The sequence below is a fragment of the Variovorax dokdonensis genome (genome assembly GCF_030316895.1).
GTDB classification, from domain to species: Bacteria; Pseudomonadota; Gammaproteobacteria; order Burkholderiales; family Burkholderiaceae_C; genus Variovorax; species Variovorax dokdonensis.
The window spans coordinates 142,813-157,880 of sequence record NZ_JASZYV010000002.1 but is presented as its reverse complement, the minus strand read 5'-3'; the positions used below and the strand labels follow the sequence as shown (position 1 = coordinate 157,880).

The window sequence follows — 15,068 nt, the reverse complement described above, 5'->3', positions numbered from 1 at the left end:
CAACCGAGCATTGTATGGCCCGAGCCCCTTCGCATTGCCGACGCCGCCTCCCGGCGCAAGGAGATCCCGGGCATTCAGGGAATTGCCGGGCAGCGCCGGCGATCGGGCTGCAGGTGGCCCGCCGGCGCGGGCCCGTCCGTCAAGCCGCGGCGCGCACGCCCTGAGGATCGCGCCACTTCTGCAAAAGCGCCTGCCAGCGCGTGCGTGCCGCCGCCAGGTTGCGGTCCTTCACATGGCCGTAGCCGCGAATCTGCTCGGGCAGGCTGGCGATCTCCACCGCCAGGGCGTGGTTCTCGCCATTCAGGCCACGAAGGACTTCCTCGATGCTGGCGCGGTATTCCTCGATCAGCGCGCGCTCGATCTTGCGTTCTTCGTTGCGGCCGAACACGTCGAGCGCCCCGCCGCGCAGGCCCTTGAGCCGTGCCAGCCACTTGAAGCCGGTGAGCATCGACGGACCGAACTTGCTCTTGACCAGTTCGCCCTTGGCGTTGCGCTGGGCCGTCAGCGGCGGCGCAAGGTGGTAGTTGAGCTTGAAGTCCTTGCCCATCTCGCCCTCGAACATGCCGGCCACGCGCTCCAGGAATGCCGGGTCGGCATGCAGGCGGGCGACCTCGTATTCGTCCTTGTAGGCCATCAGCTTGAACAGATAGCGCGCCACCGCCTCGGCCAGCGTGCTCTTGCCGGTGGCGGCCTGCTCGGCATCGCGCACCCGCTCGACGAACTCGCGGTATTGCTCGGCGTACTTCCTGTTCTGGTAGCCCGTCAGGAATTCCACCCGGCGCGCGACCAGGCTTTGCAGCGTCTCGCGCTTCTTGAACTCGATCACCTGGCCGGGCGAGACCAGACGCTCGAGAGACGCCGGGTCGTGCGCGGCACGGCGGCCCCATTCGAAGGCGGCCTTGTTGTTGTCGACCGCCACGGCGTTGAGCTCGATGGCGCGCATCAGCGACTCGAGCGCCAGCGGTAGCCAGCCCTTCTGCCAGGCATAGCCGAGGATCATCGGGTTGACGTAGATCGCGTCGCCCATCAGCGCGGTGGCCAGGCGGTCGGCATCGAACTGGCCGAGACCGGATTCGCCCACGGCGCGAGCCAGTTCGCTCGCGCATTGCTCCTGCGGGTTGCTCCAGTTGGCGTTGCGCACGAAGGCCGCCGTGGGCGAGCCGTGCACATTGAGCGCCACATGCGTGCGGCCCTCGCGCATGCGCGCCAGGGTTTCCGCATTGACGGCCACGAGCGGATCGCAGGCCAGCACCAGATCCGCCGCAGCAGTACCAACGCGGGTGGTGCGGATGTCGTCTTGCGAATTGCCGATCAGCACATGGCTCCACGTCGCGCCGCCCTTTTGCGCCAAGCCCGCGGCATCCTGCGTGACGATGCCCTTGCCTTCGATGTGCGCCGCCATGCCCAGCAACTGGCCGATGGTGATGACGCCGGTGCCGCCCACGCCTGCGACGACGGTGCCCCAGACCTGATGCGCGGCCAGCGCCGGCAGGGTCGGCTCGGGCAGCGGCCCCAGGCCGGCGGGGGCGGGCACCTTGGCCTTGCTCTTCTTCTTGAGCGTGCCGCCTTCCACCGTGATGAAGCTCGGGCAAAAGCCCTTGAGGCAGCTCATGTCCTTGTTGCAGCTGCTCTGGTTGATGGTGCGCTTGCGGCCGAATTCGGTCTCCAGCGGCTCCACGCTCAGGCAGTTGCTCTGCACACTGCAGTCACCGCAGCCTTCGCACACGGCTTCGTTGATGACGACGCGCACGGCGGGATCGACCATCGTGCCCCGCTTGCGGCGGCGGCGCTTCTCGGTCGCGCAGGTCTGGTCGTAGATGATGGCCGTGGTGCCTTCGATCTCGCGGAACTCGCGCTGGATGGCGTCGAGTTCGTCGCGATGGCGCACTGCCACTTCCTTGCCTTCGTAAGCGCCGGGGATCTTCACGTCCTCGTACTTCTCGGGCTCATCGGTGACCACCACCACCTTCTTCGCGCCTTCGGCATGCAGGCTCTCGGCGATCTGCAGTACCGAGTGGCCCTCTGGGCGCTCGCCCACCTGCTGCCCGCCCGTCATGGCAACGGCGTCGTTGTAGAGGATCTTGTAAGTGATGTTGACGCCCGCGGCGATGGACTGGCGGATGGCCAGCAGGCCGCTGTGGAAGTACGTGCCGTCACCCAGGTTGGCAAACACGTGCTTCTCGTTCGAGAAGGGCTGCTGGCCCACCCATGGAACGCCCTCGCCGCCCATCTGCGTGAACCCGATGGTCTGGCGATCCATCCAGGTGGCCATGAAGTGGCAGCCGATGCCGGCCATGGCGCGCGAGCCTTCGGGCACGACCGTGCTGGTGTTGTGCGGACAGCCCGAGCAGAACCAGGGCTGGCGGCCTTCGTTCACGCCGCCGACCTGCAGCGTCTGCATCGAACGCTCCTTGGCGTCCAGGATGGCCATCTGCGCATCGACGCGCGCCGCCATGTCGCTACCGGGCACGAGCACGCCGTTTTTCTTGAGCCGCTGCACGATGGCGCGGGCAATGATGGCCGGGTTCAGATCGGCGTTGGCGCGCAGCAGCGTGTTGGCGGTCGGGTTGGGCATGGACCATTCGCCGCCCGAGAAGTCGCCCTCGGGTTCGCTGAACTTGCCCAGCACGTTGGGGCGCACGTCCGCCCGCCAGTTGTAGAGCTCTTCCTTGAGCTGGTATTCGATGACCTGGCGCTTTTCCTCGACCACCAGGATTTCCTGCAGCCCGGTCGCGAAGTCGCGCGTCAGCTGCGCTTCCAGCGGCCAGACCACCGCCACCTTGTGCACCCGGATGCCCAGTTGCCGGCAGTCGGCATCGCTCAGGCCCAGGTCGAGCAGGGCCTGGCGGGTGTCGTTGTAGGCCTTGCCGCTGGCCATGATGCCGAATCGATCGTTGGGCCCCTCGATCACGTTGTGGTTGAGCCGGTTGGCGCGCACGTAGGCCAGGGCGGCATACCACTTGTAGTGCATGAGCCGGGCTTCCTGCTCCAGCGCATGGTCGGGCCAGCGGATGTGAAGACCACCCTCGGGCATCTGGAAATCGGTGGGAATGACGATCTCGACGCGCTCGGGGTCGATCATCGCGGTGGCGCTGGACTCGACGATCTCCTGGATCGTCTTCATGCCCGACCACAGTCCGGCGAAGCGGCTCATGGCGAAGGCGTGGATGCCCAGGTCCAGGATCTCCTGGACGTTGGTGGGGAAGAAGACCGGCGTGCCGCAGGCCTTGAAGATGTGATCGCTCTGGTGCGCCGCGGTCGAGCTCTTGGAGATGTGGTCGTCGCCGGCCACCGCGATCACGCCGCCCCAGGGCGTGGTGCCGGCCATGTTGGCGTGCTTGAAGACGTCGGAGCAGCGGTCCACGCCGGGACCCTTGCCGTACCAGATGCCGAACACGCCGTCGAATTTGTTGGAGCCGGGCGGCGCGAACCCCATCTGCTGCGTGCCCCAAAGTGCGGTGGCGGCCAGCTCCTCGTTCACGCCCGGCTGGAACACGATGTTCTGGGCCTTGAGGTATTTGGACGCCTTCCATAGCGCCTGGTCGTAGCCGCCAAGTGGCGAGCCGCGGTATCCGCTGACGAAGCCCGCCGTGTTCTTGCCCGCCTGCTGATCGCGCAGTCGCTGGAGCATCGGCAGTTTGACCAGCGCTTGAACGCCGCTCATAAAAGCCCGGCCATAGTCCAGGCTGTATTTGTCATCGAGCGTGACGGTCTCGAGCGCCTTGCGGATGTGCTCGGGCAGCGGTGCATTCATCGTGCGGTCTCCATTTGCAGTGGCTTTTTGCCTTGTGGGCATGGCTCGTTGGAACGCTTCCGGATTGGAAACGTTCAGCCATGATTGCACGCAAAGTGTATGCCTGCACGCGGGATAGGTGTTTGCGTTCTCGTTCTCAAATTGAGGCGTTTCAGAAAGGATCTTTCTAGAATGGCAGACAAATGGAAAGCCTTGACAAGTTCGACCTCGCCATCCTGCAAGAACTCCAAGCAGACGCACGCCTGACCAATGCGGAATTGGCGCAGCGGGTGGGCTTGTCCGCCGCCCCGTGCTGGCGGCGGGTGCGTGCGCTGGAGGCCCAGGGTTTCATCAGGGGCTACCACGCCGAGATCGACCGCCAGAAGATCGGCCTGGGCGTGCTCGCCTTCGTGCGTCTCGACGCGGACCGGGTCAACCTCGAGGCCACCCGAAAGCTGGAAGAGGCGATCCGCCAGTTGCCCGAAGTCGTGGCCTGCCACTACATCAGCGGCACCGGCACCTTCGAGCTGCAGGTGGTCGCACAGGACCTGGACAGCTTCTCCCGCTTTGCCCAGCACCACCTGATGAACCTGCCCAACGTGAAGGACCTGCACACCAGCTTCTCGCTGGGCGAGGTCAAGTCCAGCGCGTCGCTGCCGCTGGGCCACCTCAAGCCGGCGAGCGCGGCCAAGACACAGAAGCGCTGAGCAACGCACAATCGACGGCAGATGCCGCCCCCGATCACCGACGAAGAACAGACCAGCGCCGTCCGCAAACCGCCAGCACGCGTGGGCGCGCTAGAGCCGTTGCGCATTCCCGTGTTCCGCATGCTGTGGAGCACCTGGCTGATGGCCAACGTCTGCATGTGGATGAACGACGTGGCCGCCGCGTGGCTGATGACGACGCTCGACTCCTCGCCGCTTTGGGTGGCACTGGTGCAGTCGGCGTCCACCGCGCCGGTGTTCCTGCTGGGCTTGCCCAGCGGTGCGCTGGCCGACATCCTGGACCGCCGCCGTTGGCTGATGGCCACCCAATTCTGGCTCGCCTGCACCGCCATCGCCCTGTGCGCGGTGATCGCGGCCGGCGTCATCACGGCGCCGCTGCTGCTGGCGCTGACCTTTGCCAACGGCATCGGCCTGGCCCTGCGCTGGCCGGTGTTCTCGGCCATCGTGCCGGAGCTGGTGCCCCGCTCCCACCTGCCCGCGGCGCTTGGACTCAACGGCATCTCGATGAACGCCTCGCGCATCATCGGACCGCTGCTGGCGGGCTTCCTCATTGCCAGTGCCGGCAGCGTTTGGGTGTTCGCCTTCAACGCGGTGCTGTCGGTGGTCTCGGGCTTCGTGGTGATGCGCTGGCGCCGCGAACACAAGCCCAACCCGCTCGGGCGCGAACGGTTGGTGAGCGCGATGCGGGTGGGCGTGCAGTTCGTGCGGCAGTCGCCGCGCATGCGGGCGGTGCTGCTGCGCATCTCCCTGTTCTTCTTCCACTCCACGGCCCTGCTCGCGCTGCTTCCGCTGCTGGCACGCGGCCTGAAGGGTGGCGACGCCGGCACCTTCACCCTGCTGCTGGCCTCGATGGGCAGCGGCGCCATCTTTGCGGTGCTTCTGCTGCCGCGCATGCGCCAGGAGCTGGCCCGCGACCAGCTCGTCATGGGCGGCGCCGCGGCCCAGGCCGGCGCCACGGCGGTGATGGCGGTAGCGCCGAACGCCTGGGTGGCGGTGCCCGCCATGTTCATCGGCGGCATGGCCTGGATCACGACCGCCAACTCGCTGTCGGTGTCGGCCCAGCTCGCTTTGCCCGACTGGGTGCGCGCCCGGGGCATGGCCACCTACCAGATGGCCATCATGGGATCGAGCGCGCTCGGCGCCGCGATCTGGGGCCAGATCGCCACCGTCACCTCGTTGTACGCCGCGCTGTTGGCGTCGGCAATCACCGGCGTCTTGTCCATGGCGCTGGCGGTGCGCTGGGTGCGCGACCATCCGGAGGAAGACGACGTCAGCCCCGCCCAGGAAGGCTGGGCCACGCATCCCCCCGGTGCCAAGCCCGAGGAACAGGGCCGCGTCGTGATCCAGGTCGACTATCGCGTGGACCCGGCTCGCGCCGATGCCTTCCGCCGTGTGATGGACGAGACGCGTCGTGTCCGCCTGAGCCAGGGTGCGATCGAATGGACCTTGTGGCACGACATCAACGACCCTGGCCATTTCGTGGAGCACATCGTGGATGAATCCTGGACGGAGCATCTGCGACGCTTTCACCGCGCCACGGCCGCCGACATCGCGCTGCGCGAACGCCGCCTGGCCTTCCACCTCGGCGACGAGCCTCCGACGGTGACGCGCTACATCGCGCCGCGCTGAGTCGACGCAGCGCTGACGCCGATCCGGTGCAGCGCCTGCTCAGCCCGGCCAGAGGCTGCGCAACAACCCGGACAGGCTCGCGAACCGGCTGGGGTCTTCGCTTTCGTCCAGCACGCCCGCCAGGCGCGCTGCGAGTGCCGGATCCCGCCGGGCGCGCCAGAGAATGAAGTCCACCAGCCACGGGTGCTCGTTGAACCGGTTGGCCAGTGCATAGGCCGCAAAGCGCGGCCGCAACGCGTCCATCGACGCTTGATAGAGCGCCTGCGCATCCGCGCCATCGGGCCCATTCGCCCCCGCCCGTCTTGAATCGATGATCGCCTGCGCGGCCGCCATCCCGCTTTCCAGCGCCTTGCCGATACCCTCGCCGGTGAACAGGTAGGTGCTCCCCGCCGCTTCGCCGGCCACCAGCAGGCCGGGCCGGCTCCAGGCCGAGCCTTCGAGCGAACAGCGCAGCGGGGCGCCCTTGAGCTCACCCTCCAGCACGCCGTCGGCCATCAGTTCGCGCGCCGCAGGATGCACGCGCAAGAAGGTGTTCCACAGGTCGCGCAAACTGCCGCCCGACGCATCGCGGCGCCGCCGCTCGGCCCGGGAGTGCATGTAGCCGACGCCGATGTTGAACACCCCACTGCCGACCGGAAAGATCCAGCCGTAGCCGCCGCGCAGCGCACGATGCCAGACGACTTCCAGCGCGCGCTCGTGCGCGTTGCGAGCGGCGTGGCGCACGTAGCCGCGCAAGGCCATGCCGCTGGGCGCGCGGCGCATGGCGACCCCCGCAGCCTCCAACGCCGTCGCGTCGGCACCCGTAGCCAGCACGGTCCAGCGGGCATGGACCTCGACGCTGGCAGTTGCGGAGCCGAGCCGCGCCCCCGCGACCTGTTGCGAAGGCTCGACAAGCAAGGCCGTGAAACGAGCCGGCGCCAGCCAGCGCGCGCCCGACGCCAGTGCCGCCTGCCGCAGCAACTCGTCCAGCTCACGCCGACGGAGCACCGACAGGGTCGCGGGCAGTTCGATCGTCCCGCCCGAAGGCGCATGACAGGCCAGATGCGTGGCCTGGGCCGCTTGTGCCAGCACCGCATCGAGCAGGCCCAGGCGCGCCAGCGCGCGATGCGAATCGGCGATGAGCCCGTCGCCGCACACCTTGTCCCGAGGGAATTCCTGCCGGTCGCACAAGAGCACGTCGATGCCCGCGCGCGCCAGCACGCGGGCACACGCGCTGCCGGCCGGGCCGGCGCCGATCACCAGCACATCGCAGTTCAGCTGCGCGGCAGGCGTGCTCATCGCGAGGCGCGCCGCCGCTCAGCTGCGGGGCAGGTACATCGTCGCCTCCACTTCGATCCAGACGTTCTCGCCCGGGAGGTAGTTCGACACTTCCACCACCGTGCTGACCGGCGGATCGTTCGGATAGAACAGCCCGCGCACGCGGCTGTAGGCCGGATAGTGGTCGAGCCGGCGGAAGTACTGCACCAGCTTGACGACGTCTTCCATCGTGCCGCCATGCCCGGCCGCCAGTTCGCGGATGCGTTCGAGCACGAACCAGCTTTGCGCCACGATGGGCGCCTCGAACACATCGACCGACAGCTGCCCGGTGGCATAGCCCAGGCCCTGCAGTGCCACGCGGGCCGCTTCGGGCAGCTCCTCGTAGGTCGTGACCGCGCGGCGCGTGGCGGTGTCGACCGCCACCACGCCGCTCATGAAGACGAAATCGCCCACGCGCCGCGATGCGGCGTAGCGGGCCATCGGCTTGCCCATGCTCATTCGGATTCCTTCGCTGCCTCTGTGCAATCGCGCAGCCAGCCCAGGCCGTCGGAGGTGCCGCCTGGCACCGCGCCACGCGCCGGCCGGTACTCGCAACCCACCCAGCCTTGCCAGCCGCATTGCGCCGCCACCTCGTCGATCACGCTGAACAAATAGGGATGGTTCAGCTCGCCGATGTCCGGCTCATGGCGCTGCGGCACACCGGCGATCTGGAAGTGGGCGACGCGCCCGGTGGGCAGGTACTTACGGATCTTCATCGCCACGTCGCCTTCGACGATCTGGCAGTGGTAGAGGTCCATCTGCACCTTGAGGTTGTCCGCGCCGATCATGCCGATGATCTCGTGTGCGTGGTCCTGCCGGTTCAGGAAGAAGCGCGGAATGTCGCGCTGGTTGATCGGCTCGAGCAGCAGGTCGCGTCCGGCCTTCTTCGCCTCGGCCGCGGCCCAGCGCAGGTTCTCGACGTAGGTCGGTTGCACCGCCTCGCGTTCCTTGCCCTCGGGAATGAGTCCGGCCATGACGTGGATGCGCGGACAGTCCAGCGCCTGCGCATAGTCCAGCGCCTTGGCGATGCCTTCGCGGAACTCGGCCTCGCGTCCGGGCAGGCACGCCAGCCCCCGTTCGCCGCCGTCCCAGTTGCCCGGCGGCGCATTGAACAACACCTGCTGCAGGCCGTTGGCATCGAGGCGGGCGCGAATGTCGCGCGCCTCGAAGGCATAGGGGAAGAGGTATTCGACGGCCTTGAAACCGTCGCGGGCGGCGGCATCGAAGCGGTCGAGGAAATCGAGCTCCGTGTAGAGCATCGACAGGTTGGCGGCGAATCGGGGCATGGTTCTTTGACCTCGAATAAGTGAACTACCAGCGCGCGCCGAACTGGCGGCGCAATGCTTCAATCTGCGGCTCGGTCAGCGGCGCCGGCCGATGCCCGCCGGCGCGGGCGCCAGCCAGGCACCACAGCCGAGCGCTTTCTTCCAGCTCTTCCAGCGTGGCCATGGCGGCGGCCGGTGAGTCGTGCCAGACATTGGGCCCCAGCCGCTCCAGCATGACCGCGCGGATGGGCGTGCCGCGCTCGCCATAGCGCTCGATCGCCTTCGCGACGGCATCGGCGGCCTCCGCCGCGCCTGGACGCTGATAGGCGATGCGCGGCACGTGGCCCACTTTCATCACGAAGTACGGCGTGATGGCCGGCAGCAACTCGTCGTTCGTCGCATCGTCCATCGAGAGCGCGACGCAGTGGGTGGAATGCGTGTGGATCACGCAGCAGGTGTCGGCGTCGAATCGGCGGGCGCTGGCATAGATGCGCGCATGCAGCGCAAGGGTCTTGCTGGCGCGATCACCGCCGGTCTGCTGGCCTCGCGCATCGAGCCGGGCCAGGCGCGCGGGGTCCAGAAAGCCGAGACACGCATCGGTGGGCGTGATGAGAAAGCCGCCGTCTTCCAGGCGCACGCTGATGTTGCCGGCGGTGGCATGCACCAGGCCGCGCTCGAACAGGCTGCGCCCGACGCGCACGATCTCGTCGCGAGCTTGGTTCTCGGTCATGGCACGGCGGCGAAGGACTTGGTGAAAAAGTCGTCCGTTCCGAAGTTGCCGGACTTGAGCGCAATGAGCAGTCCCTCGTCGCCGGCCGCCTCGCAAGGCGCATGGCACCAAGGCACGCCGGGGTCGATCTGCGGGCCGATCTGCAGTTGCCCGATATCCAGCGCCTGCACGCAGGCCCCGGAGGTCTCGCCACCGGCCACCACCAACTGGCGCACGCCGTGCAGCGCGACGAGGCCACGCGCGATGTCGGCCAACGTGCGCTCGACCAGGGCGCCCGCCTTCTCGACGCCCAGTTGGCCCTGGATCGATTGCACCGCGCCGCTGTCGGCTGTGGAATAGATGAGCACCGGTCCGCCATCGATCAGCATCGACCCGGCCCAGGCCAGCGCTTCGGTCACCACGTCTTCGCCATTGGCGATGCGCAGCGGATCGATGGCCAACGCCGATCGACCGCTTTCGATGAAGGCGCGCACCTGCCGGTTGGTGGCCAGCGAGCAGCTGCCCGACAGCACGGCACGTCGCCCCTGCACCGACGGCAGCGCGCTCGCCGCCCCTGAAGGCGACACGCCGAAGTTGGCGGGCAGGCCGATCGCCACGCCCGAGCCTGCGGTGACCAGCGGCATGCCGGCCAGCGCCGGCCCGAGACGCAGCAAGTCTTCGTTGGACAGCGCGTCGACGATGGCAACGCCAACGCCTTGCGAACGCAGCTCGTCGAAGCGCGCCCGCACCGCATCGGCGCCCTGCGCCACGGCGCGGTAGTCGACCAGCCCGACCTTGCGCCCGGTCTGCGCCTGCATCACCCGCACCAGGTTCGGATCGGTCATGGGCGTGAGCGGGTGCTTCTCCATGCCGCTCTCGTTGAGCAAGGCATCGCCGGCGAACAGGTAGCCCTTGAACACCGTGCGCCCGTTGTCCGGGAAGGCGGGCGTGGCGATGGTGAAGTCGCAGCCGAGCGCATCCATCAGCGCCTCGGTCACCGGGCCGATGTTGCCCGCGGGCGTGCTGTCGAAGGTGGAGCAGTACTTGAAATAGATCTGCTGCGCGCCTTGGGCCTGCAGCCATCGCAGCGCCGCGATCGACTTCTCGACCGCTTCGGCGGCAGGAATGGTGCGCGACTTCAGCGCGACCACGATCGCATCGACCTCGGCGGCCACGGGTTGGTCGGGCACGCCGATCGTCTGCACCACGCGCATGCCTGCACGCACCAGGTTGTTGGCCAGATCGGTGGCGCCGGTGAAATCGTCGGCAATGCAGCCCAGTGCCAATGTCATGGCGTGTCTTCCTTCTTGGCTTTGGCGGGCGGCAGCTCGATGCCCGGAAAGATCTTGATGACGGCGCTATCGTCTTCGCGCGCGAAGCCGGCGGTCGATGCCTGCATGAACATCTGGTGTGCGGTCGACGCCAGCGGCAGCGGAAACTTGCTGGCGCGCGCCGTGTCGAGCACCAGGCCCAGGTCTTTGACGAAGATGTCGACCGCCGACAGCGGCGTGTAGTCGCCGGCCAGCACGTGAGCCATGCGGTTCTCGAACATCCAGCTGTTGCCCGCGCTGTGGGTGATGACCTCGTAAAGCGCATCTGCCGCCACGCCCTCGCGAATGCCCAGGGCCATCGCCTCGGCGGCGGCCGCGATGTGGACCCCCGCCAGCAGCTGATTGATGATCTTCACCTTGCTGCCGGCGCCGGCCTTGTCGCCGAGTCGATAGACCTTGCCCGCCATGTCGTCCAGCACGCTGCCGGCCTTGGCGTAGGCCTCGGGCCTGGCCGAAGACATCACCGTCATCTGGCCGCTCGCGGCCTTGGCGGCGCCGCCGGAGATGGGGGCGTCGATGTAGAGAAGGCCACGTTCGGCCAGGCGCTGCTCCAGCGAGATCGACCAATTGGGGTCGACCGTGGAGCACATGATGAACACGCTGCCGGGCTTCATGGCCGCCGCCGCTCCATTCGGCCCGAACAGGACTTCTTCGGTCTGCTGCGCGTTCACCACCACGCTCACGATGCAGTCGCATTGCCGGGCGACTTCGGCCGGGTTGGCGTGCGCGGTGCCGCCTTCGGCCGCGAATGCTTCGGCCGCGCCAGGGCGCGCGTCGCACACATGCAGGTCGTAGCCGGCACGCCGCAGCGTGGCGGCGATGCCGGCGCCCATGGCGCCCAGGCCGATGAGCCCCGCGCTGGTGCTTCTTGTGTTCGATCTTGTCTCCACGTCACTTCCTTCAAATCTCGTACCACGGCGCTTGGAGGCCGGGACAATGATAGGCACGGTCGGCGCTGAAAGCCGACCATTCTGAAGCAAGACGGGAGGCTGCGCCGCCACGAAGCGGGCGACGCCCCTGGAGAGGCGCAGCGCGTTCAGGCGACGCGCATCAATCGCCCAGTGCCTTGCGCGCCGCCTTCGCGATGCTGGCCGCATCCACCCCGAAGAAGCGGCGCAGGGCCGCACGCGTGTCGCTGCGCCCGAAGCCGTCGGTGCCCAGCGTCACGAAGCGACGCCCCTCGGGCAGGTGCGCCCGGACGCTCTCGGCCACGGCCCTGACGTAGTCGGTGGCGGCGATCACCGGGCCGCTCGACGACGCCAGCTGGCTCGCCACGAACGGCGTCTGCCCGGATGCCTCGCAGGCCAGGCCGTCGCGCGAGAGCTCGCTCCAGCTCGTCACGCTGAACACGTCGGAGGCGATGCCATCTTCGGCCAGCAGCCGCGCCGCCTTCAGCACCTCCGTGAAGATCGCGCCCGAGCCCATCAGCGTCACGCGCCGCGATCCCTGCCCGACGCTGCTGAAGCGATAGCACCCGCGCAAGATGTCGGCATGCGCATCGGGCGGCACATCCGGCTGCGCGTAGTTCTCGTTCATCAGCGTGATGTAGTAGAAGACGTCGCGCTGCTCGACCAGCATCTCGCGCATGCCGGCGTCGACGATCACGGCCATCTCGCCCGCGAACGCCGGGTCGTAGGCCTTGCAGTTGGGAATGGTCGCGGCCACCAGGTGGCTGCTGCCGTCCTGGTGCTGCAAGCCTTCGCCGCCCAGCGTGGTCCGGCCAGATGTAGCGCCAAGCAGAAAGCCCCGCGCACGCTGGTCGGCCGCAGCCCAGATGGCATCACCCACGCGCTGGAAGCCGAACATCGAGTAGTAGATGTAGAAGGGCAGCATGGCCAGGCCGTGCACGCTGTAGCTGGTGGCCGCAGCCGTCCAGCTCGCAATGGCGCCGGCTTCGCTGATGCCTTCTTCCAGGATCTGGCCATCGATCGCTTCGCGATAGCTCAGCACCGAGCCGATGTCTTCCGGCGCGTAGCGCTGGCCAACGCTCGAATAGATGCCCACCTGCTTGAACAGGTTGGCCATGCCGAAAGTCCGCGCTTCGTCGGCCACGATCGGCACGATGCGCGGGCCCAACTGGCCGTCTTTCATCAGGTTGCCCAGCATGCGCACGAAGGCCATCGTCGTGCTCATCTCCTTGCCGGCCGCGGCGACCGCGAACTGCGCGTAGCTGGCCAGCGCCGGCACCGGCAACGTGTCGCAGGCGGTCTCGCGGCGCGGCATGGAGCCGCCCAGCGCCTCGCGACGCTGCTTCAGGTATTGCATCTCGGCGCTGTCCGCCGCCGGCTTGTAGAACGACAGCGTCGTCGCCTGCTCGTCCGACAGTGGCAGGTTGAAGCGGTTCCGAAACGCCAGGAGTTCGCCTTCATCGAGCTTCTTCTGCGAATGCGTGGTCATGCGGCCCTGGCCTGCCGTGCCCATGCCATAGCCCTTCTTGGTGTGGGCCAGGATCACGGTCGGCTGGCCACGATGGGCGGCCGCGGCCGCATACGCCGCGTGGATCTTCACGATGTCATGGCCGCCGCGCTTGAGGCGGTCGATCTGCTCGTCCGTCATGCCTTGGGCCAGGCGTGCGAGCGCCTCGTTCTGGCCGAAGAAGTGTTCACGGTTGAAGCGGCCGTCCTTGGCGGCGAAGGTCTGCATCTGGCCGTCCACCGTGTCGGCAAAGGCACGCGTCAGCGCACCGGAGGCGTCGCGCGCGAACAGGCCGTCCCAGTCGCTGCCCCACACGAGCTTGATGACGTTCCAGCCGGCGCCGGCGAAGAGCTTTTCCAGCTCGTCGATGATGCGGCCGTTGCCGCGCACCGGACCGTCCAGGCGCTGCAGGTTGCAGTTGACCACCCAAACCAGATTGTCGAGCTTCTCGCGTGCGGCCAGGGTGAGCGCGCTCATCGATTCGGGCTCGTCCATCTCGCCGTCGCCGAACACGCCCCACACCTTGCGGCCCGAGCAGTCGAGCAGGCGGCGGTGCGACAAGTAGCGCATGAAGCGCGCGTGATAGATCGAGCTGATCGGGCCGATGCCCATCGAGCCGGTCGGGAATTGCCAGAAGTCCGGCATCAGCCAGGGATGCGGGTAGCTGCACAGGCCGCGCGCGCCATCGGCGACTTCGATCTCCTGCCGATAGTGCTGCAGGTCCTGCTCGCTCAGGCGTCCTTCGAGATAGGCGCGTGCATACACGCCCGGCGCGCTGTGCGGCTGGAAGAACACCAGGTCTCCCCGGTGCCGGTCGTCTCGCGCGCAAAAGAAGTGGTTGAAGCCCACCTCGAACAGATCGGCCGCGCTGGCATAGCTGGCGATGTGCCCACCGAGCTCGCCGTAGGCCTGGTTGGCGCGCGCCACCATCGCCAGCGCGTTCCAGCGCATCAGCGAGCCCAGGCGCTCCTCGATGGCGAGGTCGCCCGGAAAGGCGGGCTGCGCGTCGACCGCGATCGTGTTGACGTAGGGCGTGCTGAGTTCGGGCTGCCAGCCGATCTGCTGCTGGCGCGCGATGCGTGCCAGTTCGTCGAGCATGAAGCGGGCGCGCTCGGGCCCGTGCGCGTCGACCAGGGCCAGGAAGGATTCGCGCCACTCGGCGCTTTCCGCGGGGTCGGGATCGGGAAGCGGCGAGGGCGTCATGGCCATCAGGGCGCGCAGGTGCTCGGTATGCAGTGGGGCATTCATGGTGCCGCACTCTAGGCCGCGACGTCCAGAATGAGATGCCGATATGACGCGGTCGAGTGGACGCGTGCAGCATAAACTGCCGGCAATCTGCGAATCCAAGAAATTCTTACATCATGAAGCTCGACGCCATCGATCTGCGCATCCTCAAGGAACTGCAAAGCGACGGCGCCCTTTCCAACGTCGAGCTGGCGCGGCGCGTGCAACTGTCGCCCTCCCCATGCCTGGCGCGGGTGAAGGCGCTCGAGGCGGCAGGCGTGATTGACCGTTATGTGGCCATCGCCAATCCCCAGGCGCTGGGCCTCGGCCTGAACGTGTTCATTTCCATCAGCCTGACTTCGCAGAGCAAGGCGAGCCTGGCGGCCTTCGAGCAGCGCATTGGCGAGCATGAAGAAGTCATGGAGTGTTACCTCATGACAGGCGACAGCGACTACCTGATCCGTGTAGCGGTGCCCGACATCGCCGCGCTGGAGAAGTTCATCCTCGAGCAACTCACACCCATCGCGGGCATCGAGAAGATCCGCTCGAGCTTTGCGCTCAAGCAGGTCCGCTACAAGACGGCGCTGCCTTTGCCGGCGGCGCCCTGAGGGTGAGGGGCGCGACTGCTGCCCAGGCGCCAGCATTCTTGGCGCCATCGGTGGAATGCGTACCGGCTCTACGGTGCGGCAACGTCTGACAAGCAAACGCTCCCGAAACGGCGCGTTCTCAGTGGTCGTCGCT

11 protein-coding genes are annotated in these 15,068 nt (G+C 67.6%); 3 read left to right on the top strand and 8 right to left on the bottom strand.

From position 1 onward, the window contains the following. Positions 1–139 precede the first annotated feature (139 nt). Positions 140–3,754, bottom strand: coding sequence for an indolepyruvate ferredoxin oxidoreductase family protein (locus QTH91_RS09315; RefSeq protein WP_286659797.1), 3,615 nt, complete (start codon positions 3,752–3,754; stop codon positions 140–142). Positions 3,755–3,936: 182 nt separating this feature from the next. Here QTH91_RS09315 and QTH91_RS09310 point away from each other — a divergent pair, with 182 nt between their 5' ends. Both QTH91_RS09310 and QTH91_RS09305 read left to right on the top strand, forming a co-directional pair. After that, positions 3,937–4,440, top strand: a complete 504-nt coding sequence (locus tag QTH91_RS09310; RefSeq protein WP_286659796.1) for an Lrp/AsnC family transcriptional regulator — start codon at positions 3,937–3,939, stop codon at positions 4,438–4,440. Between the two features lie 21 nt (positions 4,441–4,461). Continuing rightward, entirely contained in the window at positions 4,462–6,087 is a 1,626-nt protein-coding gene (locus QTH91_RS09305) for an MFS transporter (RefSeq protein WP_390367575.1), read from the top strand. A 39-nt stretch (positions 6,088–6,126) separates the two neighbouring features. Here QTH91_RS09305 and QTH91_RS09300 read toward each other — a convergent pair whose 3' ends face one another. The 7 genes from QTH91_RS09300 to mdeB form a co-directional block, all read right to left on the bottom strand. Continuing rightward, on the bottom strand, positions 6,127–7,365 hold the full coding sequence (locus QTH91_RS09300; protein ID WP_286659795.1) for an NAD(P)/FAD-dependent oxidoreductase: 1,239 nt from the start codon (positions 7,363–7,365) through the stop codon (positions 6,127–6,129). A gap of 18 nt (positions 7,366–7,383) precedes the next feature. Continuing rightward, positions 7,384–7,842, bottom strand: a complete 459-nt coding sequence (locus QTH91_RS09295) for a RidA family protein (protein ID WP_286659794.1) — start codon at positions 7,840–7,842, stop codon at positions 7,384–7,386. Further along, a complete protein-coding gene (gene otnI, locus QTH91_RS09290) occupies positions 7,839–8,669 on the bottom strand; it encodes a 2-oxo-tetronate isomerase (protein WP_286659793.1) in 831 nt (276 codons plus the stop codon). The genes QTH91_RS09295 and otnI overlap by 4 nt, the downstream gene beginning before the upstream one ends. Positions 8,670–8,694: 25 nt before the next feature. Continuing rightward, positions 8,695–9,378 carry a class II aldolase/adducin family protein gene (locus tag QTH91_RS09285; RefSeq protein ID WP_286659792.1) on the bottom strand — a complete coding sequence of 228 codons (684 nt, stop codon included), beginning with the start codon at positions 9,376–9,378 and terminating at the stop codon, positions 8,695–8,697. Further along, positions 9,375–10,649, bottom strand: a complete 1,275-nt coding sequence (otnK, locus tag QTH91_RS09280) for a 3-oxo-tetronate kinase (RefSeq protein ID WP_286659791.1) — start codon at positions 10,647–10,649, stop codon at positions 9,375–9,377. The genes QTH91_RS09285 and otnK overlap by 4 nt, the downstream gene beginning before the upstream one ends. Next, complete coding sequence (ltnD, locus tag QTH91_RS09275) at positions 10,646–11,578, bottom strand: L-threonate dehydrogenase (protein WP_286659790.1); 933 nt, start codon at positions 11,576–11,578, stop codon at positions 10,646–10,648. Before ltnD ends, otnK begins: the two co-directional genes overlap by 4 nt. A gap of 160 nt (positions 11,579–11,738) precedes the next feature. After that, positions 11,739–14,312 (bottom strand): alpha-ketoglutarate dehydrogenase, encoded by a 2,574-nt coding sequence (gene mdeB, locus QTH91_RS09270; protein ID WP_390367947.1) that lies wholly within the window; start codon positions 14,310–14,312, stop codon positions 11,739–11,741. 152 nt (positions 14,313–14,464) lie between these two features. Between mdeB and QTH91_RS09265 the strand changes: the two genes are divergently transcribed. Further along, entirely contained in the window at positions 14,465–14,935 is a 471-nt protein-coding gene (locus QTH91_RS09265) for an Lrp/AsnC family transcriptional regulator (RefSeq protein ID WP_286659788.1), read from the top strand. Positions 14,936–15,068 lie beyond the last annotated feature (133 nt).

Coding starts and splice junctions, on each gene's coding strand:
- mdeB (WP_390367947.1), bottom strand. CDS start 14,312: ATGGCCATGACGCCCTCGCCGCTTCCCGATCCCGACCCCGCGGAAAGC.
- otnK (WP_286659791.1), bottom strand. CDS start 10,649: ATGACATTGGCACTGGGCTGCATTGCCGACGATTTCACCGGCGCCACC.
- QTH91_RS09305 (WP_390367575.1), top strand. CDS start 4,462: ATGCCGCCCCCGATCACCGACGAAGAACAGACCAGCGCCGTCCGCAAA.
- QTH91_RS09285 (WP_286659792.1), bottom strand. CDS start 9,378: ATGACCGAGAACCAAGCTCGCGACGAGATCGTGCGCGTCGGGCGCAGC.
- QTH91_RS09295 (WP_286659794.1), bottom strand. CDS start 7,842: ATGAGCATGGGCAAGCCGATGGCCCGCTACGCCGCATCGCGGCGCGTG.
- otnI (WP_286659793.1), bottom strand. CDS start 8,669: ATGCCCCGATTCGCCGCCAACCTGTCGATGCTCTACACGGAGCTCGAT.
- QTH91_RS09265 (WP_286659788.1), top strand. CDS start 14,465: ATGAAGCTCGACGCCATCGATCTGCGCATCCTCAAGGAACTGCAAAGC.
- QTH91_RS09300 (WP_286659795.1), bottom strand. CDS start 7,365: ATGAGCACGCCTGCCGCGCAGCTGAACTGCGATGTGCTGGTGATCGGC.
- QTH91_RS09310 (WP_286659796.1), top strand. CDS start 3,937: ATGGAAAGCCTTGACAAGTTCGACCTCGCCATCCTGCAAGAACTCCAA.
- QTH91_RS09315 (WP_286659797.1), bottom strand. CDS start 3,754: ATGAATGCACCGCTGCCCGAGCACATCCGCAAGGCGCTCGAGACCGTC.